Genomic DNA, 26,965 nt, shown 5'->3' with positions numbered 1-26,965 from the left:
CTAGACAGCTCCATCAAGCCAGGAGGCCTCGCCGCGTCACAACCCCCGAAGTGTCACCAACGTCACGGCCAGGTACAGCTAGCGCTCGGACGGGTAGACGACGCCGACCTGCCGTCGCGCCTCGTCCATCACGGCCATGATCGCGACCGACTGCTCCGGGTCCATCGGGCCGCCGCGGTGGTCACCGGACTCGATCATCCGCTCGACGGCGCGGGCCTCGTGCGCGTACCCGACGAGCTCCTCTCGTCCGTCGAACTCCTCGACGACGTCCCCGTCCCGGTCCCGCAGGCGGAACGTCGTCGGCGTGAAGAACGTCGGGTCGATGTCGATCCGGCCGTCCTCGCCGATGATCGACGCCCCGTTCGGCGACGCGACGTCGAGCGCGAAGTGGAGGACGGACTGCGCGCCCCCGTCGTGGGTGAGGACGAGTCCCATCTGCGTGTCCACGCCCTGGTCGCTGAGGGTGCCGCTCGCGACGACGGTCGTCGGGACTCCGAGGAAGTCGACCGCGAACGAGATCGGGTAGATCCCGAGGTCGAGGATCGCCCCGCCGCCGAGTGCCGGGTCGTTCAGGCGGTGCCGCGGGTCGGTCGGGAGCGCCTGGTGGTGCGTCGCCTCGACGACGCGTGGCCGGCCGATCCGGCCCTCCGCCACGAGCGCGCGGATGCGGGCGCTCTGCGGCAGGAACCGTGTCCACATCGCCTCGACGACGACGACGCCGCGCGCCCCCGCGGCGTCCACGACCCGACGCGCCTCGGCCGCGTTCAGCGTGAACGCCTTCTCGACGAGGACGTGCTTGCCGGCGTCGATCGCCCGCATCGCGTCCTCGGCGTGCATCGGGTGCGGGGTCGCGACGTACACGACGTCGACGGTGTCGTCGGCGACGAGCTCGTCGTACGAGCCGTGCGCGGCGGGGATGCCGTGCTCGTCCGCGAACGCGCGGGCCGTGTCGGCACGCCGTGAGCCCACCGCCGAGAAGGTCACCCCGGCGGCGCGACAGTCGCGGACGAAGGAGGAGGCGATGCCGCCCGTTCCGAGGACACCCCAGCGAATCGTCGTCATCCGTCCTGTCTACCCGCCGCGACGCTCGCGCGCCGTCACCGACAGGGTGCAGTCGACTGCGAGGGGAACTGCGAGCTAGGGTGCTGCGTGACCCCCGCACGGGGGCCGTCCTCCCGACGAAACGGTGCTCTCGTGACCACTCGCTCCTCCCCGTCCTCCGCCCGTCGGCGGCCCCTCCGCTGGCTCGCGATCGGCGTCACCTCGTTCGCCCTCGTCGTCGGCTCGACGTTCGTCGGCGCCACCGGCGTCTCCGCGCACGGCTGGCCCGGTCACGGCGGGCGTCCGGGCTCAGGGTCGGGTCTCGCCCCGCGGACGGAGTTCACGATGGCGGCCGACGGGTCCTCCGGCGCGACCCAGGGCGGCGAGGGCATCCCGAACATCGACTCCGTCAAGAAGACGATCGCGACCTACTACGGCGACCCCGGCACCGGCATCGCGAACAAGACCGACAGTCCCTACATCCGCGAGATGCGCGCCATCGTCGCGAGGCAGACCGCCGGGCTCCGGGCGCAGTACGACACGGCCGTCGCGAAGGGCGAGAAGCCCGCGATCGTCCTCGACACTGACGACACGACGCTGTCCACCTACGACATGGAGGTCGGGGACATGCACTTCACGTTCTCCCCCGCCGAACAGGACGTCTGGGTGCAGGACCAGCGGTTCCCGGCGACGCCGAGCATGGTGTCGTTCGTGAACACCGCGGCGGCCATGGGCTTCACGGTCTTCGGGGTGACCGGCCGGAACGACGACCAGAAGGCCGCGACGCTCGCCAACCTCACGAAGGTCGGGTACCAGGGGTTCACCGCGGACGACTTCTTCACGAAGTGGACGGGCACGGGCTCGAGCACGCAGCCCTCGTACGTCACCTGCGTCGCCACCTGCACCACCGTCGAGTTCAAGGCGGACACCCGCAAGCACATCGAGCAGGACCTCGGCTACACGATCACGCTCAACGTCGGCGACCAGTGGTCGGACCTGCAGGGTGGCTCCGCGGAGAACGTCCTCAAGCTGCCGAACCCGACCTACTTCCTCCCCTCGGCCGACCTCCCTGGTGTCTCCGAGCCGCAGCTCGCTCCCCGCACGCACTTCACCATGGCGGCCGACGGGTCCTCCGGCGCGACCCAGGGCGGCGAGGGCATCCCCAACATCGACTCCGTCAAGAAGACGATCGCGACCTACTACGGCGACCCCGGCACCGGCATCGCGAACAAGACCGACAGCCCCTACATCCGCGAGCTGCGCGCCATCGTCGCGAGACAGATCCCCGAGGTCGCCGCGCGCTGCTTCGTCGCGAAGAGGACGCACCGGAACCCGGCGGTCGTGCTCGACGCGGACGACACCACCCTGTGGACCTACGACATGGAGGTCGCGGACATGCACTTCACGTTCAACCCCGCCGAACAGGACGTCTGGGTGCAGGACCAGCGGTTCCCGGCGACGCCGTCGATGACGTCGCTCGTGCAGGTCGCGGCGCGGTCGGGCTGCACGGTGATCGGGCTGACCGGTCGGAACCACGACCAGGAGGCGGCGACCATCGCGAACCTCGGCAAGGTCGGCTTCCCGCAGTTCACGGCGACCAAGCGCGGCACGCAGACGTACTACACGAAGTGGACCGGCGTCGGAGCCTCGCAGCAGCCGTCGTACATCACCTGCGCGAGCGCGAAGTGCTCGACCATCGAGTACAAGTCGCAGACCCGGGCACACATCGAGTCGCGGGACGGCGGCCGGTACGACATCGTCGCGAACTTCGGCGACCAGTTCAGCGACCTCATCGGAGGCTCGGCCGACGAGTCCGTGAAACTGCCGAACCCGACGTACTTCCTCCCGTAGGCGCTCGTACGGTGGCAGCGTGAGGAGGTGACGGTCTGGAGGTGCGGTGCCCGCTGGCATCGCACCTCCAGGCCGCCCCGGTCCGGCCCGTCGACAGGCGGCCGGCCACCCGACGCAAGGGAGCGTGTCCATGCCCGCAGGAGTCCCGTCCGGACCCGCTTGGTGGACCGGTGCCGTGGTCTACCAGATCTACCCGCGGAGCTTCGCCGACGCGAACGGCGACGGCATCGGCGACCTGGGCGGGATCCGGCAGCACCTCGACCACCTCGTGGACCTCGGCGTCGACGTCGTCTGGCTGTCCCCCGTCTACCGGTCGCCACAGGCGGACAACGGGTACGACATCAGCGACTACGAGGACATCGACCCCGTCTTCGGCACGCTCGACGAGTTCGACGCGCTCCTCGGCGAGGTGCACCAGCGCGGCATGAAGCTCGTCATGGACCTCGTCGTGAACCACAGCTCGGACGAGCACCGGTGGTTCCGGGCGTCCCGAGCGTCGACGACGTGCCCGAAGCGCGACTGGTACATCTGGCGCGACCCCGTGGACGGCCATGAGCCGAACGGCTGGCAGAGTGCGTTCGGCGGCCCCGCGTGGACGCTCGACGCGGAGACCGGTCAGTACTACCTGCACATGTTCGCGCCGCAGCAACCGGACCTCAACTGGGACGAGCCGGACCTCCGCGCGGCGGTGTACGCGATGATGAACCGGTGGCTCGACCGCGGCGTCGACGGGTTCCGGATGGACGTCATCAACCACATCGCGAAGGACCCCCACGACCTCGTCGGGGACAGTGCCGAGTACGTGATGGGACCGCGGATCCACGAGCATCTGCAGGAGATGCACCGGGCGGTCTTCGCAGACCGGCCGGATGCCCTGTTGACCGTCGGGGAGATGCCCGGCGTGACGGTCGCGGACGCGCGGCTCTTCACCGACCCCGCGCGCCACGAGCTCGACATGGTGTTCCAGTTCGAGCACGTCGATCTCGACCACGGCCCGGCGTCGAAGTTCGACGACGTGCCACTCTCGCTGCCCGCCCTGAAGCGCTCGCTCGCCCGGTGGCAGGACGGCCTCGCCGACGTCGGGTGGAACTCGCTCTACCTCGCCAACCACGACCAGCCGCGGTCCGTCTCGCGGTTCGGTGGAGTGGCACCCGGATCGGACGAGCTCCGGTACGAGGCGGCGACGGCACTCGCGACCGTCCTGCACCTCCATCGTGGGACGCCCTACGTCTACCAGGGCGACGAGATCGGCATGACGAACGCCGGGTTCGGATCGATCGGCCAGTACCGCGACGTCGAGTCGCTGAACCACTACCGGTCCGAGGTCGACGCCGGGGCCGACCCAGCGGCGGTGCTCCGGTCGCTCGCGTCCCGGAGCCGGGACAACGCGCGGACCCCGATCCCGTGGGACGACACCCCGGGTGCCGGGTTCTCGACCGGCGGGCGCTCGACCGGCGGGCGCTCGACCGGCGGGCGCTCGACCGGCGGGCGCTCGACCGGCGGGCGCTCGACCCGCGACGAGGAACCCACCGCCCCGTGGATCGGGTTCGGCGCCGGACACGAGACGGTGACCGTCGCAGCGGACCGAGCAGCGGGCGACCGCTCGGTGTTCCGCCATCTCCGACGGCTGATCGACCTGCGGCATGCGTCCGAGGTCGTGCGGCTCGGGCGGTTCGCGCTGCTCGAACCCGACGACGAGGCGCTGTGGGCGTTCACCCGGACGCTCGACGGCGACGGCGACGGCGACGGCGACGGCGACGGGGTGATCGTGGTGGCGAACTGCGGTACGGTGCCGCTGACGTTGCCGCGTGCCGTCGTCGACCGGCTTGGTGCACTCGTGCTGGGGAACGTGTCGAATGGGGTGGACGAGGTCGCCAGCGCACCTGGCGGTCGGTCCGACGCGTCTGGCGGTCGGTCCGACGCGTCTGGCGGTCGGTCCGACCTGCTCGCGCCGTGGGAAGCTCGCGTCCACGAGCTGCGGTGACACGGAGCGCACGGCTGGATCGAGATCTCGGGGCCGGGGTGTTCGGGCCCCGGTCCGTGGGGATCAAGGATGGAGCCGCCTGTCGGAATCGAACCGACGACCTATTCATTACGAGTGAATCGCTCTACCGACTGAGCTAAGGCGGCGGACGCTCCGATCACCGGAGCGGCACGATCATCTACTGTAGCGGATCAGACGAGCGTGCGCGAAACGAGCGCACCGAGGTCGTCGAACGAGGAGCGGAGCACGTCGACGAGCCGGACGTCGTCGTCGTCCAGGAGCGACCACTCCCACCACGCGTGCCGGACGGCGGCCATCGCCACCAGGGACATCAGCCGCGCCTTCCGCTCGAGCTCCGGGTCGATCGCCGGCGACGAGTCCGACGCCGTGACCGTGACCGCGTCCTCGGACCGCTCCCGGACGAGACGTCGCGCGATCACGCCCGCGAGCTGCGCCTGGAACTCCTTCATCGACGCCATCCGTTGGCTGAACAGCTGCGGGTTCTCCTTGAGGACCTGCTGACGTTCGGGCAGCAGGTCGCGGTCCGCCACCACCGACTCCGTCGACTGTGCCAGGAGGGCGCCGACGTCCGCGATGAGGTCCCCGGACGGCGCACCCGCCACGAACGCATCCACGGCGCCGTCGTCGGGCAAGGTGGGGTCATCCCCGAGGATCGCTTCGTCCTTGCTCGGGAAGTAGTTGAAGAACGTCCGCGGCGACACGTCGGCGCGCCGGGAGATCTCGTCCACCGTCACGGCCGCGAGCCCCTGTTCGATCGCGATGCGGAGTGCCGCCTGCTGGATGGCTCGCCGGGTCGCCCGTCGCTTGCGCTCGCGGAGACCGATCTCGGGTTCGGGGACGCTCATGGATCGATCATTGCATACCGTGCAAAGTTGCAGTCATCGGACCGCGCGAGCGACCGTGACCAGGAGCGCCTCCAGGGCGAGCAGCGCGGCGACGTTCGCCGCGATCCGGTCCCGTGCCACACCGATCGCGTCGAGCACTGCGAGGGCCGACGCCGGCGGGACCGTCGGGAGCGCACGCTCGAGGTCGGCGTGCATCGCGAGGTTCACGGGTTCCGCGGGAGCCCGGAGACCGAGGAGCAACAGGTCGCGGTAGAGCGACGAGATGTCCACGAGGATCCGGTCGAGGCCGTCGCGGAGACTCCTCGTCGCACGGCGCTTCTGGTCCTCCTCGAGTGCGCGGAGCTGCGACCGGAGGGCCGGCGGCACGGTCCCGCCCGGCTCGACCCCGAGCGATCGGAGCGCGGCGTCGCGCTCCTCCGCGTCGCGCTCCTGGGTGATCGACTTGGCGTCCTCGTCCGCGACCGCCATCAGTTCGGCGGCTGCGAGCACGGCGTCGCCGACGGTCCGGATGCGGAGCACGGTGTCGAGGGTGCGCCGGCGGCGATCGCGGGCGTCCTCGCTCGTGGCGAGACGCTGCGCCATGCCGATGTGACTCTGCGCCTGGCGGGCCGCGTCGAGTGCGAGTGCACGATCGACGCCCGTCCGCGCGACGATGAGGTCTGCGACCGACTCGACCCCGGGGACGCGGAGGCGCACCGACCGGACGCGCGACCGGATCGTGGGGATGAGATCGGCCTCACTCGGGGCGCAGAGGATCCAGACCGTGCGCTCCGGCGGCTCCTCGAGCGCCTTGAGCAACAGGTTCGACGTCCGCTCGGTCATCCGGTCGGCGTCCTCGACGATCATCACGCGGTACCGGCCGACCGACGGCGAGTAGTAGGAGCTCGTGACCAGCGTGCGGATCTCGTCGATCGTGATGATGACGCGCTGTGTGGTGAGCACGGCGACGTCCGGGTGCGTGCGTGCGGTGACCTGGGCGAGGGCGCGGTCGTCGTCCGGGCCGTCCCCGACGAGCGCGGCCGCGAAGGCGAGCGCGACGTTCGACCGACCGGAGCCCGGCGGACCGGTGATCAGCCAGGAGTGGGTCATCCCTCCGGTGGCGTCCGGCCCCTCGGCCGCGGAACGGAGGCCCGCGACGGCGTCGTCCTGCCCGGTGAGCCCGTCCCAGATGCTCACGCTCTCGTCCCGATGCTCATGCTGACACCCCGAGCCGGGACTCGACGGCCGTCCGGATCGTCGCGGCGACGTCGGCCGGGTCGGCCGTTGCGTCCAGGACGACGAACCGATCGGGCTCCGCCGCCGCCATGGTCAGGAAGGCGTCCCGGACCGCCTCGTGGAACGCGGATGCCTCCGACTCGAGTCGGTCGAGCACTCCGCGGGCTGCCGCGACGCGGGCGCGCCCCACGGCGACGTCGAGGTCGAGCAGGACCGTCAGGTCGGGGCGGAGACCGCCGGCGGCCCAGTTCGAGACGTCGCGGACGTGGTCGGCCCCGAGTGCCCGGGCCACCCCCTGGTAGGCGACCGAGGAGTCGATGTACCGGTCCTGCACGACGACGTCGCCGCGCTCGATCGCCGGCCGGACGAGCGTCTCGACGTGGTGTGCACGATCGGCGGCGTACAGCAGGGCCTCCGCGCGTGGGGTGATGTGCCCGCGTTCGTGCAGCACCATCTCGCGGATGCGCAGCCCCAGGTCGGTGCCCCCTGGCTCGCGCGTCCGCACCACTGTCCGGCCGAGCGACCGCAACCAATCCTCGAGGAGGGCGGCCTGCGTCGTCTTCCCGGCGCCGTCGCCGCCCTCGAACGTGATGAACCGTCCGAGGGGCGCCGATGTCGCGTGCGTCAAGGCTTCTTCGCCGGTGCCTTGCGGGTCGTGGTCCGCTTGGCCTTGGGCTTCGCCGGACCCTTCGCACGCTTGTCCGCGAGGAGCTGCACGGCGCGATCGAAGTCGACCGTTTCGACCTCTTCGCCGCGTGGGATGGTCGCGTTCGTCTCGCCGTCCGTGACGTACGCGCCGAACCGGCCGTCCTTGATCTTGATCGGCTTCCCGCTGACCGGGTCCGGCTCGAACTCCTTGAGCGCGCTCGACGCCGCCCGTCCGCCGTACTTCGGCTGGGCGTAGAGCTCGATCGCACCCGCGAGGTCGATGTCGAAGATCGCGTCCTCACTCGGCAGGGTCCGGGTGTCGGTGCCCTTCTTGAGGTACGGCCCGTACCGACCGTTCTGGGCGAGGATCTCGGTGCCGGTCTCCGGGTCCGTGCCCACGACGCGGGGCAGGTCGAGGAGCTTGAGCGCCGTCTCGAGGTCGACCGTCGCCGGGTCCATCGACTTGAACAGCGACGCGGTCCGTTCCTTAGGTGCTGCGGGCTTCTTCTTCGCCGGGGCCTTCTTCGCCGGGGCCTTCTTCGCCGGCGTCGAAGTCGCCGACGCGGACGCCGTCTTGGTGGGAGCGGCCTCCGGCTCGAGGACCTCGCCGGTCGCCGGATCGACGTCCGGCTCCGGCTCCGGGGAGCGCTCGGTCACGTAGGGCCCGAACCGACCGTCCTTCGCGAGCACCTCCTTGCCGGTGGCCGGGTTCACGCCGACCACGCGGTCGCCGACGACGGGGGCGTCCACGAGCTCCTTCGCCTTCTCGGCGGTGAGCTCGTCCGGCGCGAGGTCCTCGGGGACGTTGACGCGTCTCGGGGTCTCCGGGTCGTCACTCGGGGTCTCGATGTACGGTCCGTACTTGCCGATCCGCAAGGTGAGCCCGGGCGCGAGCTCGACCGAGTTGATCTCACGGGCATCGATCTCGCCCAGGTTGTCGATCACCTTCCGGAGACCGCGCTGGGCGGCGTTCCCGAAGTAGAAGCCGGTGAGCCAGTCGACACGGTCGGCCTCGCCGCCCGCGATCCGGTCGAGGTCGTCCTCCATGCCCGCCGTGAAGTCGTACTCGACGAGGTCGTGGAAGTACTCCTCGAGCAGCCGCACGACGCTGAACGCGATCCAGTTCGGGACGAGCGCCGTCCCGCGGGGGGTGACGTACCCGCGATCGACGATCGTCGAGATGATGGCGGCGTAGGTCGACGGACGGCCGATCCCGAGCTCCTCGAGCGTCTTCACGAGGCTCGCCTCGGTGTACCGCGGGGGCGCGGAGGTGTCGTGGCCCTTCGCCTCGATCGCCTCGAGGCCGAGTGGGTCGCGCTCCGCCATCTGCGGCAGGGTCGTGTCCGCCTGCTCAGCGGTCTCGTGACGGTCCTCGTCCTTGCCTTCCTCGTACGCGTTCAGGAACCCGCGGAAGGTGATGACGGTGCCGGACGCGGTGAACTCGGCGTCGGTCCCGGAGGCCGTGAGCGCGAGCCCCTCGACCGACTCGGTCGAGGTGACGCCGATGACGACCGAGGCCGTCGAGCCCTTCGCATCTGCCATCTGGGACGCGACGGTGCGCTTCCAGATGAGGTCGTAGAGCCGCCAGTCGTTGCCGCGCAGCACACCCTGCATCTGCGAAGGCGTCTTGAACGTGTCCCCCGCAGGACGGATGGCCTCGTGGGCCTCCTGGGCGTTCTTGCTCTTGCCCGCGTACGACCGGGGCTTGTCCGGGATGGTCTCCGGTCCGTACAGCTCCGACGCCTGCTTGCGTGCCGCCGCGATCGCCTGCTGCGACAGTGACGCTGAGTCGGTCCGCATGTAGGTGATGTGGCCGTTCTCGTACAGCGACTGCGCGACGCTCATCGTCTGCCGTGCCGAGAACCGCAGCTTGCGTGCGGCCTCCTGCTGCAGGGTCGAGGTCGTGAACGGGGCGGCCGGCCGGCGCGTGTACGGCTTCGACTCGACGCTCCGCACGACAGCGGACCCGGAGCGTTCGAGCACCGTGGACAGTGCCTGTGCCGACGACTCGTCGAGGAGGACCGCGTCGCCCTTGGCGGTGCCTCGGTCGTCGAAGTCGCGCCCGGAGGCGACCCGCGTGCCGGCGAGCCGTGCGAGGCGGGCCGAGAACGACGCTCCCTCGTCGGCCTTGGCGAACCGGGCGGTCAGGTCCCAGTAGTTCACCGACACGAACGCCAGACGCTCGCGCTCGCGGTCGACGACGAGCCGGGTCGCCGCGGACTGCACGCGCCCGGCGGAGAGCCCGGGGCCCACCTTGCGCCAGAGCACGGGAGAGACCTCGTAGCCGTAGAGACGGTCGAGGATCCGGCGCGTCTCCTGGGCGTCGACGAGGGCGGTGTCGAGCTCGCGCGTGGCCTCCTGCGCTCGCTGGATCGCCTCTTTCGTGATCTCGTGGAACACCATGCGCTTGACCGGCACCTTGGGCTTCAGCACCTGCAGGAGGTGCCACGCGATGGCCTCCCCCTCACGGTCCTCATCTGTCGCGAGGTAGAGCTCGTCGGCGTCCTTCAGCGCGCGCTTGAGCTCCGCGACGGTCTTCTTCTTGGCGTCCGACACGACGTAGTAGGGCTCGAAGCCGTTCTCGACGTCCACCGAGAACTTGCCGAGCGAGCCCTTCTTCAGCTCGGCGGGGAGGTTCTTCGGCTCGACGAGGTCTCGGATGTGGCCGACGGAGGCCTGGACCTCGTACCCGTCGCCGAGGTATTGCGCGATCGTCTTCGCCTTTGCGGGGCTCTCGACGATCACGAGCTTCTTCGTGCCTGGCACGTGACTCCTTGATCGATGATGCAGACGACCGATCGACGCAGACGCGCCGACCGATCCGGTGTCGGAGAACTGTCGATGAGTCGCTGGCCGACAGGCACACCATACACATGGTGTCCCGACGCACTCCGTCCGAGGCCGTGCACGGACAGCCGCTCGCCCCAACGGTCAGTGGAGTCGCGCGCCGGACCCGCCCGGGACGCCGCGTCCACGCCGAACACGCCGGACCGGACGGTCACCGACACCACGACCGACGCGTCGTCGACGACGCACCGAGCGAGTTGCGCCCCGTTGGCGAGGGCGACCTCGGACGCCGAGACGCACGGCCTCCCGGGTCGGAGTCCGACGGTGGCGGCGGCCGCGGCGAGCGCTGCCGCGTCGGCGGCCGATGCTGCTCGTGCGAGGTCCGCTCGGCTCCGACCCGCCGTGACCAGGGCACCGGTCCCGACGATCATCGCGAGCGCGACGCCGAGCACCACCACGGAGGCGCTCCCCCGGTCACACGGACCGCCAGCCATCAGCGGCCGCCGGTCGGGGCGCACCCGATCGCCCGCACGCGGACGCCGACGACGCCGAGCACCGGCGCGCGTCGCTCGACGGTCGCACACACCACGGAGCCGCGTCCGGCGACGGTCACGCTCGCCCCCGGAGCGATCGCGGCCGCGAGACCACGGTCGTCCGGGTCGTCGCGGCCGGCCGCCCGGGCGATGCCGGCGGCGGCGGCCTGCAGCCGGATCTGGAGCCCGGCCGCCGCGGCGACCCCGAGCGCGAGGGACACGACGACGAGCACGGCCGGCAGTGCGACGGCGAACTCGACCGTCACGGAACCGCGCTCGGAGTCGCGGTTCACGGGGTCAGCGCCCCGCGCACGATGCCGACGAGGAGCGCCTGGACCTCGCTCGAGCGCATCACGGCCACGAGGATCCCGGCGAACGCGACCGCCGCCAGGATGACCACCGCGTACTCGGCCGTCGCCGAACCCCGCTCTGTCCGCCACCGGGATCGCAGCCCCGACCATGACTGCGGCAGCGACCGTCGTCGGTCGACCGACCCCGCTCCGGCCCGCCGACCCACTCCGGACCACAGACCTGATCCGGCCCGCCGACCCGCTCCGTGCTCGGTGCATCGTCGTCCTGCTCCCATCTGCCCGTTCCTTCCGTTCCCGTCGACGGCGCCCCGTGCGCGTCGAGGTCTCGATGGTGGCGGATCCGGGCGCCTCGGCGACGCCCGTCCCGGCCGCCTGTGGACTCATCCGAGGACCGCCCCGACGGTGGAGGAGAAGATGCCGGCGACGACCGGCACGATCCCCACGAGCACGAACGCCGGCAGCAGGCAGACCCCGAGCGGGAGCACCAGCCGCACCCCGAGCCGCTCGGCCTCCGCGACATGCTCGGCGGCCTCGTCCCGCCGCAGGTCGTCCGCGGCGGACCGGAGGAGGGACGCGGCCGGGATGCCGACGGCGTCGGCGAGGTCGAGGGTCTCCCCGAGGAGCGCGCGTTCCGCAGGCGGTACCGGGCGTCCGGCCAGCGCGTCCTCGACGACGTGCTCCGCCGTCGACCGCGGGGACCCGCCGGACAGGGCGACCGCCCACAGCTCGAGTGCGAGCCCTGGCACGCCGCCGGTCGGTGTCGCGCGGGCGACGAGACGCGTGGTCCACGTCCGAGCGGCGACCACGAGCGCGGCGGCGACGAGCAGACAGCCCCAGCCGCCGATGCTCCCGAGCAGGAACCGGAGGGACTCCCCGCCCCACAGCAGTCCGAACAGAACGCCGACGGCCGGGAGGGCGAGCACCACGCGTCCGCTCGCCCGCGGGCCGGCGAGTGCGGACTCCACGGCACGATGCGCCGCGGCCCGGTCCCGCAACGCCGCGGCGACCGCGTCCAGCGTCACAGCCGACGGCGCTCCGGTGCGTTCCGCGACCCGCCATGCACGGGCGACGTCGCACCAGGCGGCGTCGGTGCCGCCCGTCCCGAGTGCATGGACGACCCCATCCCCCGGCACGTCGGCGGGCCCCGCCCCGAGCGCATCCGCAGGCCTCGCCCCGAGCGCATCGGCGACCCCCGCCCCACCGGCCACCGCGCTGGCCACGCCCTTGAGGCCCGGCGTCCGCTCCGCCACCACCAGCCACGCCCGCCGCGCATCGATGCCGCCCCGGGTCAGCGCCGCGACGCGCTCCACCGTCCGCGCGACCAGGACGGCATCAGCCGCGCCCGGCGTCATCGGTCACCACCAGACGTCCGTGGGCACCCACCGCGAGCCGGCCCACCGAGGCCAACCCGCGCCTCCCGGCCGATCGGTCCACGTGGAGGACGAGGTCGAACGCACTCACCGCCTGCCGGGCGAGCGGAACCGCGTCGAGCCCGGCGAGCGCCCCGAGGGCCTCGAGCCGCGCCGGGAGCTCCGCGGTGCCGTTCGCGTGCAGCGTGCCGGCGCCGCCGTCGTGACCGGTGTTGAGCGCGGCCATGAGGTCGCGGACCTCGGCACCCCGGCACTCCCCGACGACGAGCCGGTCCGGGCGCATCCGGAGGGCTTCGCGGACCAGCCGACCGAGGTCGATCGCGCCCGTCCCCTCGGCGTTCGCCTGGCGTGCCTGGAGCCGCACGACGTGCGGGTGGTCGATGCGGAGCTCCGCGACGTCCTCGACCGTGACGATGCGTTCGTCCGGCGGCGTGAGGGCGAGCATCGCCCCGAGGAGCGTCGTCTTGCCGCTCCCGGTCGCGCCGGTGACGAGCACGTTCCGCCGCTCGAGGACGGCTCGTTCCACCACACGGCGCGGCACCCTGGTGAAGAACCCGCGCCTGTCGAGGTCGTCGAGGCTGTACCACTCGGTGCTCGGGAGCCGGATCGACAGCGCGGTCCCCGACTGCGAGATCGGCGCGAGGACGACGTGCACCCGGATCCCGTCGGCATGGTGGACGTCGACAGCGGGTGTGGCCTCGTCGACGTGTCGACCGGCGCGGGCAACGAGCCGGGTCCCGATGTCGCGCGCACGCCGTTCGTCGAGCAGGAGGCCCACCCGTTCCAGCCCGTGGCCTGCGTCGATCCAGACGCCACGGTCGCCGAGCACGAGGACGTCGGTGACGGTCGGGTCGCGGACGAACGGGACGAGTTCCTCGAACTCGACGAGATGTCCACCACCGCGGAGCGTCGCGACGACCGGATCGGGTCGCCCCGGGACCGGGACGAAGGGTGCCGGGGCGGCGCGCGCCGGGACGACGGGCGGACGGCGGGCCGGTCGGACGGCAGCATCGCTCGAGGGTGGTGTCATGCGTCAGGACGGTAGGGCGGCCACGGCGGATGCCGCAGCGGCCGCGGACCCCCTGTTGACGGTTCCGGGCGGACGTCGGCCTGTGCAGGGACGACGACGCCTCCCTGGACCGGCGCCTCCCTGGACCGACGCGACGATCTGGACCGGCGCGACGATCTGTACCCCGTTCCGGTCCCCCGTCCCCGGCGACGCCGACCGTCGAGGTCCCGTCGTCGGGACCGTCAGGAGCCCGGGCGATGACGGCGTCGGCTGTCGCGGACGGCCCGGATCCCCGGCGAAATGGATGCTCACCGTCGTCGCAGCACGGCCGGACGACGTGGACCGTCGCGTCCCGGAGATGGACAGGTCTGTCCACGGATCACCGTGGTGATGCGGATCGACCGGCGATCGTCACGACGCGCGGGACCTGCGACACGGCCCGGCTCGGCGGGATCCGAGCGACCAAGCCCCGGAACGAAGAAGGGCGGCACCTGTTGGGGGGAACGGGTGCCGCCACGGCATCGGAGGATTGGGGGGAATCCGGTCCGCTGCCACCAGAAACGAGTCCGGCACCTGCAAGTGTACCCCACGACGCATCGACTGCGCTCCCCCCTGCGCCGACGGACGCCGTCCGGCCGACCGGTGCGGACGCATGCAACGGGGCGGTCCGTTCCCGACGAGCGGTAATGTCCGACGAGAGCAACGACGAGTCGGGCAGGGCGAGCAGCGCCCGTCTCCGGCACCGCCGGTCCGCAACGACGCGAGAGGACGCTGATGACCGCACCCACCGGGGCACAGCCCACCACCGGGACCCCCACCGCCACGGACGACGTCGACGCGCGGGACACCCTGAGCTTCCCGCCGCCGGCCGACTTCGCCGCCGCGGCCGTCGCGCACGACGACCTCGCGGAGGCCGCCGCGGCCGACCGGCTGCAGTTCTGGGCCGACCAGGCGCGGGGACTCCTCGACTGGCGGACCCCGTTCACCCGGACCCTGGACTTCGACGACGCGCCGTTCGCCAAGTGGTTCGACGACGGCACCCTGAACGTCGCCGAGAACTGCCTCGACCGGCACGTCCGCGACGGCCACGGCGACCGGGTCGCGATCCACTTCGAGGGCGAACCCGGCGACACCCGGACGATCACGTACGCGGAGCTGACCGCCGACGTCGAACGGGCCGCGAACATGCTGCAGGACCTCGGCGTGGGTGTCGGCGACCGGGTCGTCGTCTACCTGCCGCTCATCCCCGAGGCCGTCGTCACGATGCTCGCGGTCGCCCGCATCGGCGCGATCCACTCGGTCGTGTTCGGTGGGTTCAGTGCCGAGAGCCTCCGCGCACGGATCGAGGACGCCGGCGCCAAGGTGGTGGTCACCGCGGACGGCGGCTGGCGCAAGGGGTCCGTCGCACCGCTGAAGCCTGCGGTGGACGAGGCGCTCGAGGGCGAGGGCACGGACAGCGTCGAACACGTGCTCGTCGTCCGGCGCGGCGGGAACGACATCGCGTGGAACGACCGCGACCTGTGGTGGCACGACGCGTTCGCGGAGGCCGACGAGCACCACGAGGCGCAAGCGTTCCCCGCCGAGCAGCCGCTCTTCATCCTCTACACGTCCGGGACGACCGGGAAGCCCAAGGGCATCGTGCACACCTCGGGCGGGTACCTCACCCAGGCGGCGTTCACGCACCGGAACGTCTTCGACATGCACCCGGAGTCCGACGTCTACTGGTGCACCGCCGACATCGGCTGGATCACCGGGCACTCCTACGTCGTCTACGGTCCCCTGGCGAACGGTGTCACGCAGGTGCTCTACGAGGGCACGCCGGACGAACCGGGACCCGGGCGCTGGTGGGACCTCGTGGACCGGTACGGCGTCACCGTCCTCTACACGGCGCCGACCGCCGTCCGCTCGGCGATGAAGGCCGGCCGGCAGATCCCGGACGCGCGGGACCTCTCGACGCTCCGTCTGCTCGGTTCCGTGGGCGAGCCGATCAACCCCGAGGCGTGGCACTGGTACCGGCAGGTGATCGGCCACGACCGCACCCCCGTGGTGGACACCTGGTGGCAGACCGAGACCGGGGGCATCATGGTCTCCGCGCTGCCCGGCATCACCAAGCTCAAGCCCGGTGCGGCCCAGTGCCCGGTGCCCGGGATCCTCGCGGAGGTGGTCGACGACGACGGCAACCGCGTCGGCCCCGGCGGTAGCGGCTACCTGACGATCGCGGAGCCGTGGCCGTCGATGGCGCGCGGGATCTGGCACGATCCCGATCGGTTCGTGGAGACCTACTGGTCGCGGTTCCCCGGTCGGTACTTCGCCGGTGACGGAGCCCGACTCGACGGTGAGGGCGACATCTGGCTCCTCGGACGCGTCGACGACGTCATGAACGTCTCCGGCCACCGCCTGTCCACCGCGGAGATCGAGTCGGCGCTCGTCGAGCACGACGGAGTCGCCGAGGCCGCCGTGGTCGGGGCCGACGACCCCACGACCGGTCAGGCCATCGTGGCGTTCGTGATCCTCACGGCGGCGGCGGCGGACGGCGTCGACCGTGCGGCGACGAGCGAGGAGCTCCGGCAGTTCGTCGGCAGGCGCATCGGGGCGATCGCACGGCCCCGGCAGGTCGTCATCGTCCCGGAGCTCCCGAAGACCCGGTCCGGCAAGATCATGCGTCGCCTGCTCCGCGACGCGGCCGAGGGCCGCGTCGTCGGCGACACCACGACGCTCGCCGACGGCGGCATCATGGCCCAGATCACGGAGCTCATGTAGCTCGGCTCGGCTCCGAGACGAGCCGTGCAACGGACGGGAGGGACGGTGCCAGCTGGCACCGTCCCTCCCGTTCGTCGGTTGCGTCGGACTGCACGCGTCAGTCGGTGATCTCGACCACGATCTCGACCTCGACGGGGGCGTCGAGCGGCAACGCCGCGACGCCGACGGCGCTCCGCGCGTGCACCCCGGCATCGCCGAACACCTGGCCGAGCAGCTCGGACGCGCCGTTGACGACACCGGGCTGGCCGGTGAACGACGGATCGGACGCGACGAACCCGGTCACCTTGACCACCCGCGACACCCGGTCGAGCGACCCGACGACGGACTGCACCGCGGCGATCGCGTTGAGGGCGCACTGCCGCGCCTGTGCCTTCGCGACGTCCGGGTCGACGGTCCCGCCGACCTTCCCGGTGACCGGGAGCGCGCCGTCCACGAACGGCAGCTGGCCGGAGGTGTGGACGTGACCGCCGGAGACCACCGCGGGGACGTAGCTCGCCACCGGCGTCGCGACCGCGGGGATCGTCAGGCCGAGCTCGGCGAGGCGCTCCTCGACGCTCACGCGTCGGCCTTCGGCCGCTTCAGGTAGGCGACCAGTCCACCCTCGGGCCCCTGCACCACCTGGACGAGCTCCCAGCCGTCGTCACCGAAGTTGTCGAGGATCGCGGTGGTGTTGTGGATGATGAGCGGAGTGGTGCGGTACTCCCAGCGAGGCATGCGGCTCCTTGTCAGCTGGACTGTCGGGCGGATCGGTTAGCCTGCATCCTATGTCTGCCCAGAAGACGAAGCCCGTGTCCGCCGTCGGAGCCTTCATCGGCTTCGTCGGCTTCAGCGCGCTCGCCGGTCTGCTCGTGACGATCGGGGTCACCCCTGCGATCGCCGTCGCCGGAGTCACCACCACCTCCACGATCGGCGTGTTCGAGTCGCTCCCCGAGTACATCGAGATCGGCGACCTGCCGCAGCGCAACGAGCTCTACGCGTACCAGAACGGGCAGCCCGTGCAGTTCGCGACCGTCTACGACCAGAACCGCCAGGAGCTGACGTACGACCAGATCGCGGGCAACCTGAAGTTCGCGGCCATCGACGGCGAGGACCGACGGTTCTGGGAGCACGGCGGTGTGGACGTCCCCTCGCTCGTGCGCGCCGGACTCGGGAGCGTCGCGGGCGGCGGACTCGGCGACTCGGGTGGCGCGTCGACGCTGACCATGCAGCTCGTCCGCAACATCAAGATGCAGCAGGCCCTCGAGAAGCCGACGAAGGAAGAACAGGTCAAGGCGTACAACGACGCCGTCGAGCAGACCATCCCCCGGAAGCTCGAGGAGATGAAGCTCGCGATCGGCCTCGCGAAGAAGTACACCAAGAAGCAGATCCTCACGGCGTACCTCAACATCGCGTTCTTCGGTGACAACACCTACGGCGTGCAGGCCGCCGCACAGCACTACTACGGCAAGGACGCCACGAACCTCAACGCGGAAGAAGCCGCGTCCATCCTCGCCATCGTGCAGTCGCCGAACACGCGGAACCTCTCCGACCCCAAGAACTACGAGGCGAACCAGGGTCGTCGCGACGTCATCCTCAACGCGATGTACGCCGCGAAGCACATCGACAAGGCGACGCTCACGGCCGCGCTCGCGACCAAGCCCGCCGACTACGTGCACCTCACGCCGGCGACGCAGGGCTGCCAGGCCTCGGCAGGTGCGGGTTCCCAGTTCTTCTGCGACTACGCCGTCAAGGTCGTCAAGCAGATGGACCAGCTCGGCGCCACCGACAAGGAGCGCGCTGCAGCGTGGCGCACGGGTGGGTACAAGATCCAGACGACGCTCGACCTCGACCTGAACGCCGACCAGAAGGCGATCCTCGACAAGTACGACCGCAACACCGAGACGCGCCTCGCGCTCGGTGCGGTGTCGGATTCCCTCGAGTCGTCGACCGGGCGCATCCTGACCATGGCGCAGAACAAGGACTACGACCAGTCGCAGACCTCGCCGCCGACGTCGACGAGCATCAACTACTCCGTCGACCACGAGTACGGCGGTGGCATCGGGTTCCAGACCGGATCGACGTACAAGCTGTTCACCCTCCTCGACTGGCTCGAGAACGGGCACGGCCTGAACGAGGTCGTCAACGGCACGCCGCACAACCAGACCGTCTGGGAGCGGTGCGGCGAGACCTACCGCGGGAACTGGGCACCGAAGAACGACTCGATCGGCGAGCGGGGGAACTTCTCCGTCATCGCCGCGACGGCAGCCTCGGTGAACGCGGCCTTCGCGTCGATGGCCGCCAAGCTCGACCTCTGCGACATCCGTGACAACGCGAAGAAGCTCGGAGTCCACCCCGCCGACGGGAACGCCGAGCTCAACTCCTACCCGTCCTCCGTGCTCGGCACGAACAACATCGCGCCGATGACCATGGCCGCGGCGTACGCCACCATCGCGAACAACGGCATCTACTGCAAGCCGATCGCGATCGACAACATCACGAGCGCGGACGGCAAGTCGCTCGGCGGGCAGCAGAAGGAGTGCAACCAGGTCATCGACCCGTCGGTCGCGCAGACCGCCGTGTACGCACTCAAGCGCACGATCTCCGGCGGCACGGCGGTCGGAGCCCAGACCGCCGACGGCATGCAGATGTTCGGCAAGACCGGCACGACGGACGACGCGGACCAGATCTGGCTCGTCGGAGGCACGTCCCGTGTCACGACGGCGTACTGGCAGGGCAACACCGACGGCAAGCTGATGAACCTCCGCCACTACTCCAACGGCGTCCGCGACACCTACGCCGGAGCGCGCGCGAGCGTGTTCAAGCAGCTGCAGACGCCGATGAACGCGCAGTACCCGGCCGGGGCGTTCACCAACCCCTCCGGATCCGCGATCAACGGCAACACCATCGCGGTGCCCGACGTGTCCGGCAAGACCACCGCCGACGCGCAGACCACCCTCGCCGGGGCTGGGTTCACCTTCGTCGATGGTGGGACGCAGGCCGGGTCGGCCGCCGCGGGGACGGTGTCGTCGACCTCGCCCGCCGCTGGGGCGCTGCTCTCGAAGGGCGCGAGCGTCACGGTGTACACCAGCGACGGCTCGCAGGCGAACGTCCCGGACGTCACCGGCAAGGTCGCCAAGGACGCGGCGGCGACACTGAACGGCGCCGGGTACGAGAGCGTGGCCGTCGCGGGACAGTTCCAGAAGGGCGCGAACGGGCAGGCGTGCAAGGTGGTCTCGACGACGCCGGCCGCGAACACCGCCGCGCCGAAGACGCAGCAGATCATCCTGAACCTCTACGGCACGCCGGACGGCAAGGACCCCGGGAACTGTTCGTGAACCGCGACGCCCGCGGTGGTGGCGGGGGCAGCGTGCTCGGGGGCGGTGCCCTCGGGGTCGTCGCTGCGGGTGCGCTGCTCGGTGTGGGGACGGCGGCCTGGGGCACGCTCGTCGAACGTCGACGGTTCTCGATCCGGTGGGAGACCGTGCCGGTCCTGCCACCGGGGTCGCGGGATCTGACCGTCCTGCATCTGTCGGACATCCACATGGCGCCGTGGCAGGCGGACAAGCAGCAGTGGCTCCGGGACCTCAGCCTCGTCGAACCGGACTTCATCGTGAACACCGGTGACAACCTCGGCCACCCGACGGCCAACGCCGCGGTGGAGTACGCACTCGAGCCGTTCCGCGGCGTGCCCGGAGCCTTCGTGTACGGGTCGAACGACTACTTCGGTCCCGCACCCCGGAACCCGCTCAAGTACTTCGGCGGACCCAGCTCGATGCACGGCGTCAAACCCGTCGACCTCGACATCGAGCGGCAGACCGCGTTCTTCGAGTCGCTGGGCTGGGTCGACCTGGACAACCGTGCTCGTGCGATCGAGGTCAAGGGATCGCGACTCGAACTGTTCGGGACCGCTGACGCGCACCGGAACTGGGACCGCCTCGATCTGCTGCCGAACCTCGTCGACGAGATGCGCGAGGAGGTCCCGTGGAACGACGAGCCCGGTCCCGCGCCGGTCTCCATCGGGGTCACACACGCGCCGTACCAACGCGTCCTCAACGCGTTCGTATCGCAAGGGGCGGACATCGTCTTCGCCGGACACACGCACGGCGGCCAGGTCGCGGTCCCCGGCTACGGAGCCCTCCTGACGAACTGCGACCTCCCCCGGCAGTACGCGAGTGGACTGCACCGGTGGGAGAACCGGACGCACTGGTCGTGGCTCAACGTGTCGGCGGGGATCGGCACGTCGATCTACGCGCCCGTGCGCTTCGCATGCCGCCCGGAAGCCGTCGTCGTGACGCTGACCGCCCGCACCGCCTGACCTGGGGAGTGTCCCGAGCGACGCGCCCGGGGGTCGACGAGATGGTGCGGAGCACCCTCGAACATCCGGTAGACTTCCATGGTTGCCTCGTTCGAGGCGATGGCACCGCGGGGTGTGGCGCAGCTTGGTAGCGCGCGTCGTTCGGGACGACGAGGTCGCAGGTTCAAATCCTGTCACCCCGACAGTACGACGGAGGGTCCGGCTCAACGAGTCGGGCCCTTCGTCGTTCCCGACCGGCGCCGAGTCCCGCGGTCGCGCGAGTGAGCAGCAATCGTCGGGTCGGACCTCTCGACGCGACGATCCCGACTCACTCGCCGGATGAGCCCGCCGCCGACCGCACCGCCGGAAACCGCGAGTGAGCAGCAATCGTCGAGTCGGACCTCCAGACTCGACGACTTCGACTCACTCGCCCGACAAACCCGCCGCCGACCGCACCGCCTGGATCCTTGAGTGAGCAGCAATCGTCGAATCACACCGCCCAACGCGACGATTTCGACTCACTCGCCGGATGAACCTGCCGCCGACCGCACCGCCGGAAACCGCGAGTGAGCAGCAATCGTCGGGTTCGACCTCCTGACGCGACGATTCCGTCTCACTCGCCCGACAAACCCGCCGCCGACCGCACCGCCGAATATCTCGAGTGAGCAGCAATCGTCGGGTTCGACCTCCTGACGCGACGATCCCGACTCACTCGCCGGATGAGCCCGCCGCCTGCCGCCCCACCGGAACCTCGAGTGAGCAGCAATCGTCGGGTAGGACCTCCTGACGCGACGATTTCGACTCATTCACCGGATGAACCCACCGCCGACCACTCCGCCGGAAACCGCGAGTGAGCAGCAATCGTCGGGTCACACCGCCCGACGCGACGATTTCGACTCACTCGCCGGATGAACCCACCGCCTGCCGCACCGCCGGAAACCTCGAATGAGCAGCAATCGTCGGGTTGGACCTCTCGACCCGACGATTTCGACTCACTCGCGAGCCGACCCCGACCCCGCGCCCGACCCGGCCCGACGCCGGACGCCGGCCCGCGCCGACCTGCTCTACGCGGACGTGGACGCGGAAACGGGCACGGGCCGCACCAAGCGACCCGCCCGATGCAGTTCCATCACGACGTCGAGCGCCTGGTGCCGGTACTGCGCCTGCGCCGCCCCGGGAGCGATGATCAGCCCGTCCGCCTTCGTGGTCTCGAGCAGGGAGTTGAGCCGCGCCGCGACGTCATCCGCGTTCCCGTGCGCCTGCCGAGCCGTCCGCGCCTCGATGAAGCGGCGCTCCAGGTCGTTGAACTCGTAGGCGCGCGCCTCCTCCATCGACACCGGCGCGGGCTTCGAACCGGTGCGCATCCGGATGAACGAGATCATCCCCGGAGCGGCCTGCTCGGCGACGACGGCGGGGTCCTCGTCCGTGACGACCTGCACCCCGATGTACGCACGCGGCGCGTCCAGGAACCGGGACGGCCGGAACGACGACCGGTACAGCTCGAGGGCGGCCTCGGTGTTGTCGGACGCGAAGTGGTGGGCGAACGCGAACGACACCCCGAGCACGCCGGCGACCTGCGCGCTGTAGCCCGATGAGCCGAGCAGCCAGAATTCCGGAACGTCGCCGTGGCCGGGGACCGCCTGGATCCGGGCGAGCGGGTTGTCGGCGTCCATCCCGGTGAAGAACCCGATCAGGTCGGACAGCCGCTCCGGGAAGTCGTCGACGTCGAGCCGATCCGTGCGACGCAGGGCCATCGCGGTCGCACCGTCGGTCCCCGGCGCACGCCCGAGCCCGAGGTCGACACGGTCGCCGTAGAGTGCCCGCAACGTCCCGAACTGCTCCGCGACGACGAGTGGCGCGTGGTTCGGGAGCATCACACCCCCGCTGCCGATCCGGATCGTGGAGGTCGCAGCTCCGACGGCCGCCAGCAACACCGCCGGCGCCGAGGACGTGATCCCCGGCATCCCGTGGTGCTCGGCGACCCAGAACCGTTCGTAGCCGAGCGCCTCGGCGTGCACGGCGACGTCGATGCTCCCCCGCAGTGCGTCGCCGTTCGAGGCGCCGTACTCGCGCGTCGCGAGGTCGAGGACGGACAGGTGCGGTGCGTTGTCGCTCATGAGGAGGCCAACGCGGCACACGCCATGCGGATTCCCGCCGACGGCACCGGACCAGTGAGCAGGAATCGTCGAGTGCCCGTGTCCGACCCGACGATTGCTGCTCACTCGCGCGCCCCGCGGGGCCACGCGCCGGACGGGAGGCGCGGGGCGGGCGGGTGCCGCGCCTCCCGTCCGGAACGTGGTCGGCTCCGTCAGGAACCGTCGAGGGTGCCGCCCGACTCCGTGAGGTAGCAGGTCGCGCAGAGCGACTCGTACGCGACGTCGGCGCCGTCGATCGCGACCTGCGACCCGTCGAACACGAACGCACCGTCGACCTTGCGGGCGTTGAACACCGCCTTGCGGCCACAGCGACAGATGGTCTTGAGCTCCTCGAGCGAGTGCGCGACCTCGAGGAGCCTCCGGCTGCCGGGGAACGCCTCGGTCCGGAAGTCCGTGCGGATGCCGTACGCGAGCACGGGAACGTCGTCGAGCACGGCGATGCGGAGGAGGTCGTCGACCTGCCGCGGGGCGAGGAACTGGGCCTCGTCGACGAGCACGCAGCTGACGGTCCGGGCCATGCCGTCGAGTTCGGCCCGTTCGGGGTCGGCCGGGGCGGCGGCGGACACCGCCGCACGGACGTCGTCCGACGGGGTGAACACCAGGTCGACGTCGCGCGAGACGCCGAGCCGCGACACGATCGATCGGTCGCCCTTGGTGTCGACGGCGGGTTTGGCGAGGAGCACCCGCTGACCGCGTTCCTCGTAGTTGTGGGCGGCCTGCAGGAGCGCCGTGCTCTTGCCGCTGTTCATCGCCCCGTACCGGAAGTACAGCTTGGCCACTACTGCAGGTACCCGTCCTCGGCCGCACGCCGGATCAGGTCGCTCTTCTTCGAGGCGGGACGGCCGACCTTGCCGTACTTCTCGCGGACACGCCGGAGGTAGGTCTTGGCGGTCTCGTACTGCACGTTCATCTGCGCGGCGACCTCGTTCGTCGAGAAGCCCGAGACGTAGAGGCGGAGCGCCTCCTCCTCGCCGTGGGAGAGCTTCGGACGCTGGTGCCCCGCAGCCCCGGTCGGGAGCGGACGCCAGTCGCGCTGGGGAGCGGTCTCGCGGGCGACGCCCATGACCTCGCGTGCGACGTCCATGACCTCGCGCATCGGCAGTGACTTCGAGAGGAACGCCGCGGCGCCGGCTTGCAGCGCGCGGTCGCGGGACTCGCGGGTGTCCATGCTCGAGAGGACCACGACCTTCGCCCCGGCAGCGCGGCAGGTGCGCACGCGAGCCTCGATGGACACCGGTTCCTTGAGCTGGAAGTCGAGGAACACCAGGTCGGTGGGGAAGCTGTCGCTGTGCACCATCTCGACCCAGGTGTGGGCGGTGAGTGCCAAGTCGAAGTCGTAGGCGTTCACGGCGATCCAGCTCGAGAGGCTGTCGAGGAGGACCTCGTGGTCGTCGAGGATCGCGAGACGTACGCGGCGCGTCTGGCCGGACCCGTCGGTACGACGCATGTCCTGGAACCCGGAACGGCCCTGCGTCCCGGCGGTCCCGAGGCCGGACGGAGCCGGCGCCGTGCCGCGCTCGGCGCCGCCGTACGCGGGCGCGCCGGAGTCCGGCGCGATCCGACGGTCGGCGCCGGAGAAGCCGCGAGCTCCCCCGTTCGTCAGCCTGTTCGGGTCAGTGCTGGTCATAAGAGAACCTTAGTGCGAGGGCGGACGGACGGACGGCGACGTCGAGGTCGGGGAACGTGACGCGCAGGACCGTGAGGTAGACGTCGAACCGACGGTGGATGCCGACGTCGGAGTCGGCGACCGCCATCGTCACGTCGAGGCAGGTGCGAGCGGGGTCGGCAGGCATCCGCTCGACGACGATCGTGATCGCGGCGGGGTCGACCGTCGGGTCCGTGAGCGCGGCGCGGAGGAACGTCCGGACGACGGTCCGCTGGTCGATGTCCATGCCGCGGATGAGTGCGTCGGGGTCGTGGATCTCGGTCGGGCTGCCGCCGTCGGCGAGCACCGCCTGCTCCAGCCAGGTGCGGTCCGCGTCGGCCACCATCACCCGCCGGATGCCGTCCGCGATCGAGCGCGCCCGCTCCCGGTCCGCCTCGGTGATCGTCCGACGGGTGCGGAGCTCGTCGAAGAACGGCGTGACGTCGCGCGCCAGGATCGTCACACGGTCCTGTTGCACGCTCCGCGCGATCCCGTCCCGGTCGGCACGCTCGACGGAGTAGGACCCGGCACGGATCTGCACACGCTCGGCGAACGCCACGAACGTCGCCGCGTACGTCGCCGCCGCGGCGGTCAGGACGATCGTCGGCGCCGTGGCGAGCAGGACGACCACACTCACCGGTACCTGGGTGGGGAACGCCGCGGCGGCGACCCCCCACGTCACCCCGTTCACCAGGACCAGGGCGATGCCGATCGCCAGGACCTCGCGCCAGGGCCGGTAGGGACCGAGCACCAGCACGCCGACGGCCGACACGAGCGCCATGAAGTCGTTCACCGCGTTCGTGTCCGGACCCCACTGGGCCGCCACGCTCGTCACCGTCGCGACCGCGAGCAGCACCGCGAACGACACCGACGTCGTCCGCGAGAACGGTGCGCGCAAGGGGCTCGTCCCGACCACGACCGCACCGGCAGCCGCGCCGACGAGCAGGACGGTCACGGCGCTCATGGTCGGGCTGCCCGGGACGTCCCGCGAGAACACCGACACCACGACGGCCCAGAGCAGCGATCCGAACACCGCGACCAACACGAGCGGGCGGGCACCGAGGGCGCCGAGCGGGTCGTACTGCTGCGCCGTGCCCGTCGGTGGGGGCGCGGACCGTCGGGCCGAGCCCGCAGGACGCATCCCGTGGCGCTCGGAGCGGTCCCCGTGGCGCACGGAGCGGTCCCCGTGGCTCACGAGGCGGATCCCATGACGACCGTGGAGCCGCCGTGCGCCGAAGCGTGGAACGGCACCGACATCATCACGCTCGTCCCGGTGCCAGGTGACGACCACACCTGCACGCTGCCGCCGACGCGTTCGATGCGCTGGCGGACCGAGTTCTTCAGGCCGAGCCGATCGGCACCGGTCGCGGACTCGTCGAAGCCCCGACCGTCGTCGACGACCATCACGGTGCAGGTTGCGCCGTCGTCGAAGACGCTGACCTCGGCTCGGTCGGTCTCGGCGTGTTTCCGGACGTTGGCGAGGCACTGTCCGACGGCGCGTCCGAGGGCGGTCGCGATCTCGGGGTCGAGTCGCACCGCGATGGTGGCATCGCCGGTCAGCTCGACCTCGAGGCCGTCCCGTCCTGCGTGCTCCACGGCGTCCGCGAGCGCACCGGCGGTCTCCGGCTCGGCGGCCGTCGGCGTCTGCGGGACGAGCCACTGCCGCCCGGAGAGCATCGTGAAGTCGTCGTCGAGCGCGCGGGTCAGGTACGCGTCCGCGGGCCCGTCCGGGGCGTTGGCGATCGCGGCCAGGTGGTTCAGCACCGTGTCGTGCAGGATGGCGGCCGCCTCGAGCTCGATCGTCCGTCGTGTGGCGGCGACGTGTTCCTCGCGCGCCGATCGGAGGAACTCCGGTTGGACGCGGTGCAGTCGACCGGTGACCCGGGTCCCGATCCCGACGATGCCGACGACGAGGACCAGGGTCACCCAGGCGAGCACCACCGGCTCGTAGGCCCGACCGGTCGTCGCCGCACCGACCATGGTGGCGACGCGTCCGACGGCGAACCCGAGCACCGACCAGGCGATGACGCGGGCCGGGACGGTCCCGGCGCCCCCGACGAGCACGAGCGGGACGATCGCGAGGGAGATGAGGAAGGAGACGATGTACTCGGTCCCGCCGAGCTGGGATTCGACCACGGCCGCGAACCAGGCGGCGCAGACACCCCCCACGAGCAGGAACGCGGCCGCGGAGCGCCAGGTCCCGATCCGGGTGTGCACCGCCATCATCAGGGTGGTCGGCACGAGTGCGAGGACCGCCGGCATCACGTGGACGTGGGGGTCGACGATCCGGTAGACGACGAGCAGTGCGGCCGTGGCAGCCAGGGCGGCGATCGCACCGGCGTGGAACGACCGGACCATCGACCACGCGTTCACCCGCGGCGCGAGATGCGTGGGGATACCGAGCACCTGGACCGTCCTTCCGCGAGCATGGATGCGCCGACCTCGATTCAACCACCGAACGGCTGATCGTGTCCCCCGAACGCCGGCGTGGGGGACGGTCGGTGCGGCGGTGAACA

General features: G+C 71.0%; 22 protein-coding genes and 2 tRNA genes. 6 read left to right on the top strand and 18 right to left on the bottom strand.

What is annotated here, in order from left to right; genetic code table 11:
* Positions 1–78: 78 nt before the first annotated feature.
* Complete coding sequence (locus ACO0E0_RS03125; protein ID WP_422869923.1) at positions 79–1,062, bottom strand: Gfo/Idh/MocA family protein; 984 nt, start codon at positions 1,060–1,062, stop codon at positions 79–81.
* 132 nt (positions 1,063–1,194) lie between these two features.
* Here ACO0E0_RS03125 and ACO0E0_RS03120 point away from each other — a divergent pair, with 132 nt between their 5' ends.
* Together ACO0E0_RS03120 and ACO0E0_RS03115 are read left to right on the top strand one after the other, a co-directional pair.
* Positions 1,195–2,892, top strand: a complete 1,698-nt coding sequence (locus ACO0E0_RS03120) for an HAD family acid phosphatase (RefSeq protein ID WP_422869922.1) — start codon at positions 1,195–1,197, stop codon at positions 2,890–2,892.
* A 130-nt stretch (positions 2,893–3,022) separates the two neighbouring features.
* Complete coding sequence (locus ACO0E0_RS03115; RefSeq protein WP_422869921.1) at positions 3,023–4,876, top strand: alpha-glucosidase; 1,854 nt, start codon at positions 3,023–3,025, stop codon at positions 4,874–4,876.
* Positions 4,877–4,946: 70 nt separating this feature from the next.
* Here the strand turns inward: ACO0E0_RS03115 and ACO0E0_RS03110 are convergent.
* The 10 genes from ACO0E0_RS03110 to ACO0E0_RS03065 all read right to left on the bottom strand — a co-directional run bounded on the left by ACO0E0_RS03110 (position 4,947) and on the right by ACO0E0_RS03065 (position 13,636).
* A tRNA-Thr gene (locus ACO0E0_RS03110) sits at positions 4,947–5,022 on the bottom strand.
* 45 nt (positions 5,023–5,067) lie between these two features.
* A complete protein-coding gene (locus ACO0E0_RS03105; protein ID WP_422869920.1) occupies positions 5,068–5,742 on the bottom strand; it encodes a TetR/AcrR family transcriptional regulator in 675 nt (224 codons plus the stop codon).
* A gap of 33 nt (positions 5,743–5,775) precedes the next feature.
* The gene (locus ACO0E0_RS03100; protein WP_422869919.1) at positions 5,776–6,918 is read right to left on the bottom strand and encodes a DNA polymerase III subunit delta'; all 1,143 of its coding nucleotides are present in this window, start codon (positions 6,916–6,918) and stop codon (positions 5,776–5,778) included.
* A gap of 16 nt (positions 6,919–6,934) precedes the next feature.
* Positions 6,935–7,585, bottom strand: a complete 651-nt coding sequence (tmk, locus tag ACO0E0_RS03095; RefSeq protein WP_422869918.1) for a dTMP kinase — start codon at positions 7,583–7,585, stop codon at positions 6,935–6,937.
* Positions 7,582–10,371, bottom strand: a complete 2,790-nt coding sequence (gene topA / locus ACO0E0_RS03090; protein WP_422869917.1) for a type I DNA topoisomerase — start codon at positions 10,369–10,371, stop codon at positions 7,582–7,584. The genes tmk and topA overlap by 4 nt, the downstream gene beginning before the upstream one ends.
* Positions 10,347–10,886 (bottom strand): Rv3654c family TadE-like protein, encoded by a 540-nt coding sequence (locus tag ACO0E0_RS03085; RefSeq protein WP_422869916.1) that lies wholly within the window; start codon positions 10,884–10,886, stop codon positions 10,347–10,349. Before ACO0E0_RS03085 ends, topA begins: the two co-directional genes overlap by 25 nt.
* Positions 10,886–11,218, bottom strand: coding sequence for a TadE family type IV pilus minor pilin (locus ACO0E0_RS03080; protein ID WP_422869915.1), 333 nt, complete (start codon positions 11,216–11,218; stop codon positions 10,886–10,888). Before ACO0E0_RS03080 ends, ACO0E0_RS03085 begins: the two co-directional genes overlap by 1 nt.
* Positions 11,215–11,511, bottom strand: a complete 297-nt coding sequence (locus ACO0E0_RS03075) for a DUF4244 domain-containing protein (protein ID WP_422869914.1) — start codon at positions 11,509–11,511, stop codon at positions 11,215–11,217. The genes ACO0E0_RS03080 and ACO0E0_RS03075 overlap by 4 nt, the downstream gene beginning before the upstream one ends.
* 105 nt (positions 11,512–11,616) lie before the next feature.
* Positions 11,617–12,588 (bottom strand): hypothetical protein, encoded by a 972-nt coding sequence (locus ACO0E0_RS03070; RefSeq protein WP_422869913.1) that lies wholly within the window; start codon positions 12,586–12,588, stop codon positions 11,617–11,619.
* Positions 12,569–13,636 (bottom strand): TadA family conjugal transfer-associated ATPase, encoded by a 1,068-nt coding sequence (locus tag ACO0E0_RS03065; RefSeq protein WP_422869912.1) that lies wholly within the window; start codon positions 13,634–13,636, stop codon positions 12,569–12,571. The genes ACO0E0_RS03070 and ACO0E0_RS03065 overlap by 20 nt, the downstream gene beginning before the upstream one ends.
* A 753-nt stretch (positions 13,637–14,389) precedes the next feature.
* Between ACO0E0_RS03065 and acs the strand changes: the two genes are divergently transcribed.
* A complete protein-coding gene (gene acs / locus ACO0E0_RS03060) occupies positions 14,390–16,375 on the top strand; it encodes an acetate--CoA ligase (protein WP_422869911.1) in 1,986 nt (661 codons plus the stop codon).
* A gap of 97 nt (positions 16,376–16,472) precedes the next feature.
* Here the strand turns inward: acs and ACO0E0_RS03055 are convergent, their stop codons facing one another.
* Together ACO0E0_RS03055 and sp36 are read right to left on the bottom strand one after the other, a co-directional pair.
* Complete coding sequence (locus ACO0E0_RS03055) at positions 16,473–16,934, bottom strand: RidA family protein (protein ID WP_422869910.1); 462 nt, start codon at positions 16,932–16,934, stop codon at positions 16,473–16,475.
* Positions 16,931–17,089, bottom strand: a complete 159-nt coding sequence (gene sp36, locus ACO0E0_RS03050; protein ID WP_422869909.1) for a Sp36 family protein — start codon at positions 17,087–17,089, stop codon at positions 16,931–16,933. The genes ACO0E0_RS03055 and sp36 overlap by 4 nt, the downstream gene beginning before the upstream one ends.
* A 50-nt stretch (positions 17,090–17,139) precedes the next feature.
* Here sp36 and ACO0E0_RS03045 point away from each other — a divergent pair, with 50 nt between their 5' ends.
* From ACO0E0_RS03045 to ACO0E0_RS03035, 3 genes are all read left to right on the top strand, one after another.
* Complete coding sequence (locus ACO0E0_RS03045; protein ID WP_422869908.1) at positions 17,140–19,689, top strand: transglycosylase domain-containing protein; 2,550 nt, start codon at positions 17,140–17,142, stop codon at positions 19,687–19,689.
* Entirely contained in the window at positions 19,686–20,669 is a 984-nt protein-coding gene (locus ACO0E0_RS03040) for a metallophosphoesterase (protein WP_422869907.1), read from the top strand. Before ACO0E0_RS03045 ends, ACO0E0_RS03040 begins: the two co-directional genes overlap by 4 nt.
* A 108-nt stretch (positions 20,670–20,777) precedes the next feature.
* A tRNA-Pro gene (locus ACO0E0_RS03035) sits at positions 20,778–20,851 on the top strand.
* 861 nt (positions 20,852–21,712) lie between these two features.
* Here ACO0E0_RS03035 and ACO0E0_RS03030 read toward each other — a convergent pair.
* The 5 genes from ACO0E0_RS03030 to ACO0E0_RS03010 form a co-directional block, all read right to left on the bottom strand.
* Positions 21,713–22,765: an LLM class flavin-dependent oxidoreductase gene (locus ACO0E0_RS03030; RefSeq protein WP_422869906.1), complete on the bottom strand. Its 1,053-nt coding sequence runs from the start codon at positions 22,763–22,765 to the stop codon at positions 21,713–21,715.
* 191 nt (positions 22,766–22,956) lie between these two features.
* Positions 22,957–23,583, bottom strand: coding sequence for a thymidine kinase (locus ACO0E0_RS03025; protein WP_422869905.1), 627 nt, complete (start codon positions 23,581–23,583; stop codon positions 22,957–22,959).
* Entirely contained in the window at positions 23,583–24,431 is an 849-nt protein-coding gene (locus ACO0E0_RS03020; protein ID WP_422869904.1) for a DNA-binding response regulator, read from the bottom strand. Before ACO0E0_RS03020 ends, ACO0E0_RS03025 begins: the two co-directional genes overlap by 1 nt.
* Positions 24,418–25,644, bottom strand: coding sequence for a hypothetical protein (locus ACO0E0_RS03015; protein ID WP_422869903.1), 1,227 nt, complete (start codon positions 25,642–25,644; stop codon positions 24,418–24,420). The genes ACO0E0_RS03020 and ACO0E0_RS03015 overlap by 14 nt, the downstream gene beginning before the upstream one ends.
* On the bottom strand, positions 25,641–26,855 hold the full coding sequence (locus tag ACO0E0_RS03010; protein ID WP_422869902.1) for a sensor histidine kinase: 1,215 nt from the start codon (positions 26,853–26,855) through the stop codon (positions 25,641–25,643). Before ACO0E0_RS03010 ends, ACO0E0_RS03015 begins: the two co-directional genes overlap by 4 nt.
* Positions 26,856–26,965: the final 110 nt, after the last annotated feature.

Source organism: Curtobacterium phyllosphaerae, from assembly GCF_049341865.1.
Classification (GTDB): Bacteria; Actinomycetota; Actinomycetes; order Actinomycetales; family Microbacteriaceae; genus Curtobacterium; species Curtobacterium phyllosphaerae.
This window is presented reverse-complemented; position numbering and strand designations above follow the sequence as displayed.

Excerpts from the sequence above, each read along its gene's own strand:
- ACO0E0_RS03085 (WP_422869916.1), bottom strand. The coding sequence starts at position 10,886 with ATGGCTGGCGGTCCGTGTGACCGGGGGAGCGCCTCCGTGGTGGTGCTC.
- ACO0E0_RS03115 (WP_422869921.1), top strand. The coding sequence starts at position 3,023 with ATGCCCGCAGGAGTCCCGTCCGGACCCGCTTGGTGGACCGGTGCCGTG.
- sp36 (WP_422869909.1), bottom strand. The coding sequence starts at position 17,089 with ATGCCTCGCTGGGAGTACCGCACCACTCCGCTCATCATCCACAACACC.
- ACO0E0_RS03125 (WP_422869923.1), bottom strand. The coding sequence starts at position 1,062 with ATGACGACGATTCGCTGGGGTGTCCTCGGAACGGGCGGCATCGCCTCC.
- ACO0E0_RS03105 (WP_422869920.1), bottom strand. The coding sequence starts at position 5,742 with ATGAGCGTCCCCGAACCCGAGATCGGTCTCCGCGAGCGCAAGCGACGG.
- ACO0E0_RS03020 (WP_422869904.1), bottom strand. The coding sequence starts at position 24,431 with ATGACCAGCACTGACCCGAACAGGCTGACGAACGGGGGAGCTCGCGGC.
- ACO0E0_RS03065 (WP_422869912.1), bottom strand. The coding sequence starts at position 13,636 with ATGACACCACCCTCGAGCGATGCTGCCGTCCGACCGGCCCGCCGTCCG.
- ACO0E0_RS03030 (WP_422869906.1), bottom strand. The coding sequence starts at position 22,765 with ATGAGCGACAACGCACCGCACCTGTCCGTCCTCGACCTCGCGACGCGC.
- ACO0E0_RS03045 (WP_422869908.1), top strand. The coding sequence starts at position 17,140 with ATGTCTGCCCAGAAGACGAAGCCCGTGTCCGCCGTCGGAGCCTTCATC.
- ACO0E0_RS03070 (WP_422869913.1), bottom strand. The coding sequence starts at position 12,588 with ATGACGCCGGGCGCGGCTGATGCCGTCCTGGTCGCGCGGACGGTGGAG.
- ACO0E0_RS03075 (WP_422869914.1), bottom strand. The coding sequence starts at position 11,511 with ATGGGAGCAGGACGACGATGCACCGAGCACGGAGCGGGTCGGCGGGCC.
- acs (WP_422869911.1), top strand. The coding sequence starts at position 14,390 with ATGACCGCACCCACCGGGGCACAGCCCACCACCGGGACCCCCACCGCC.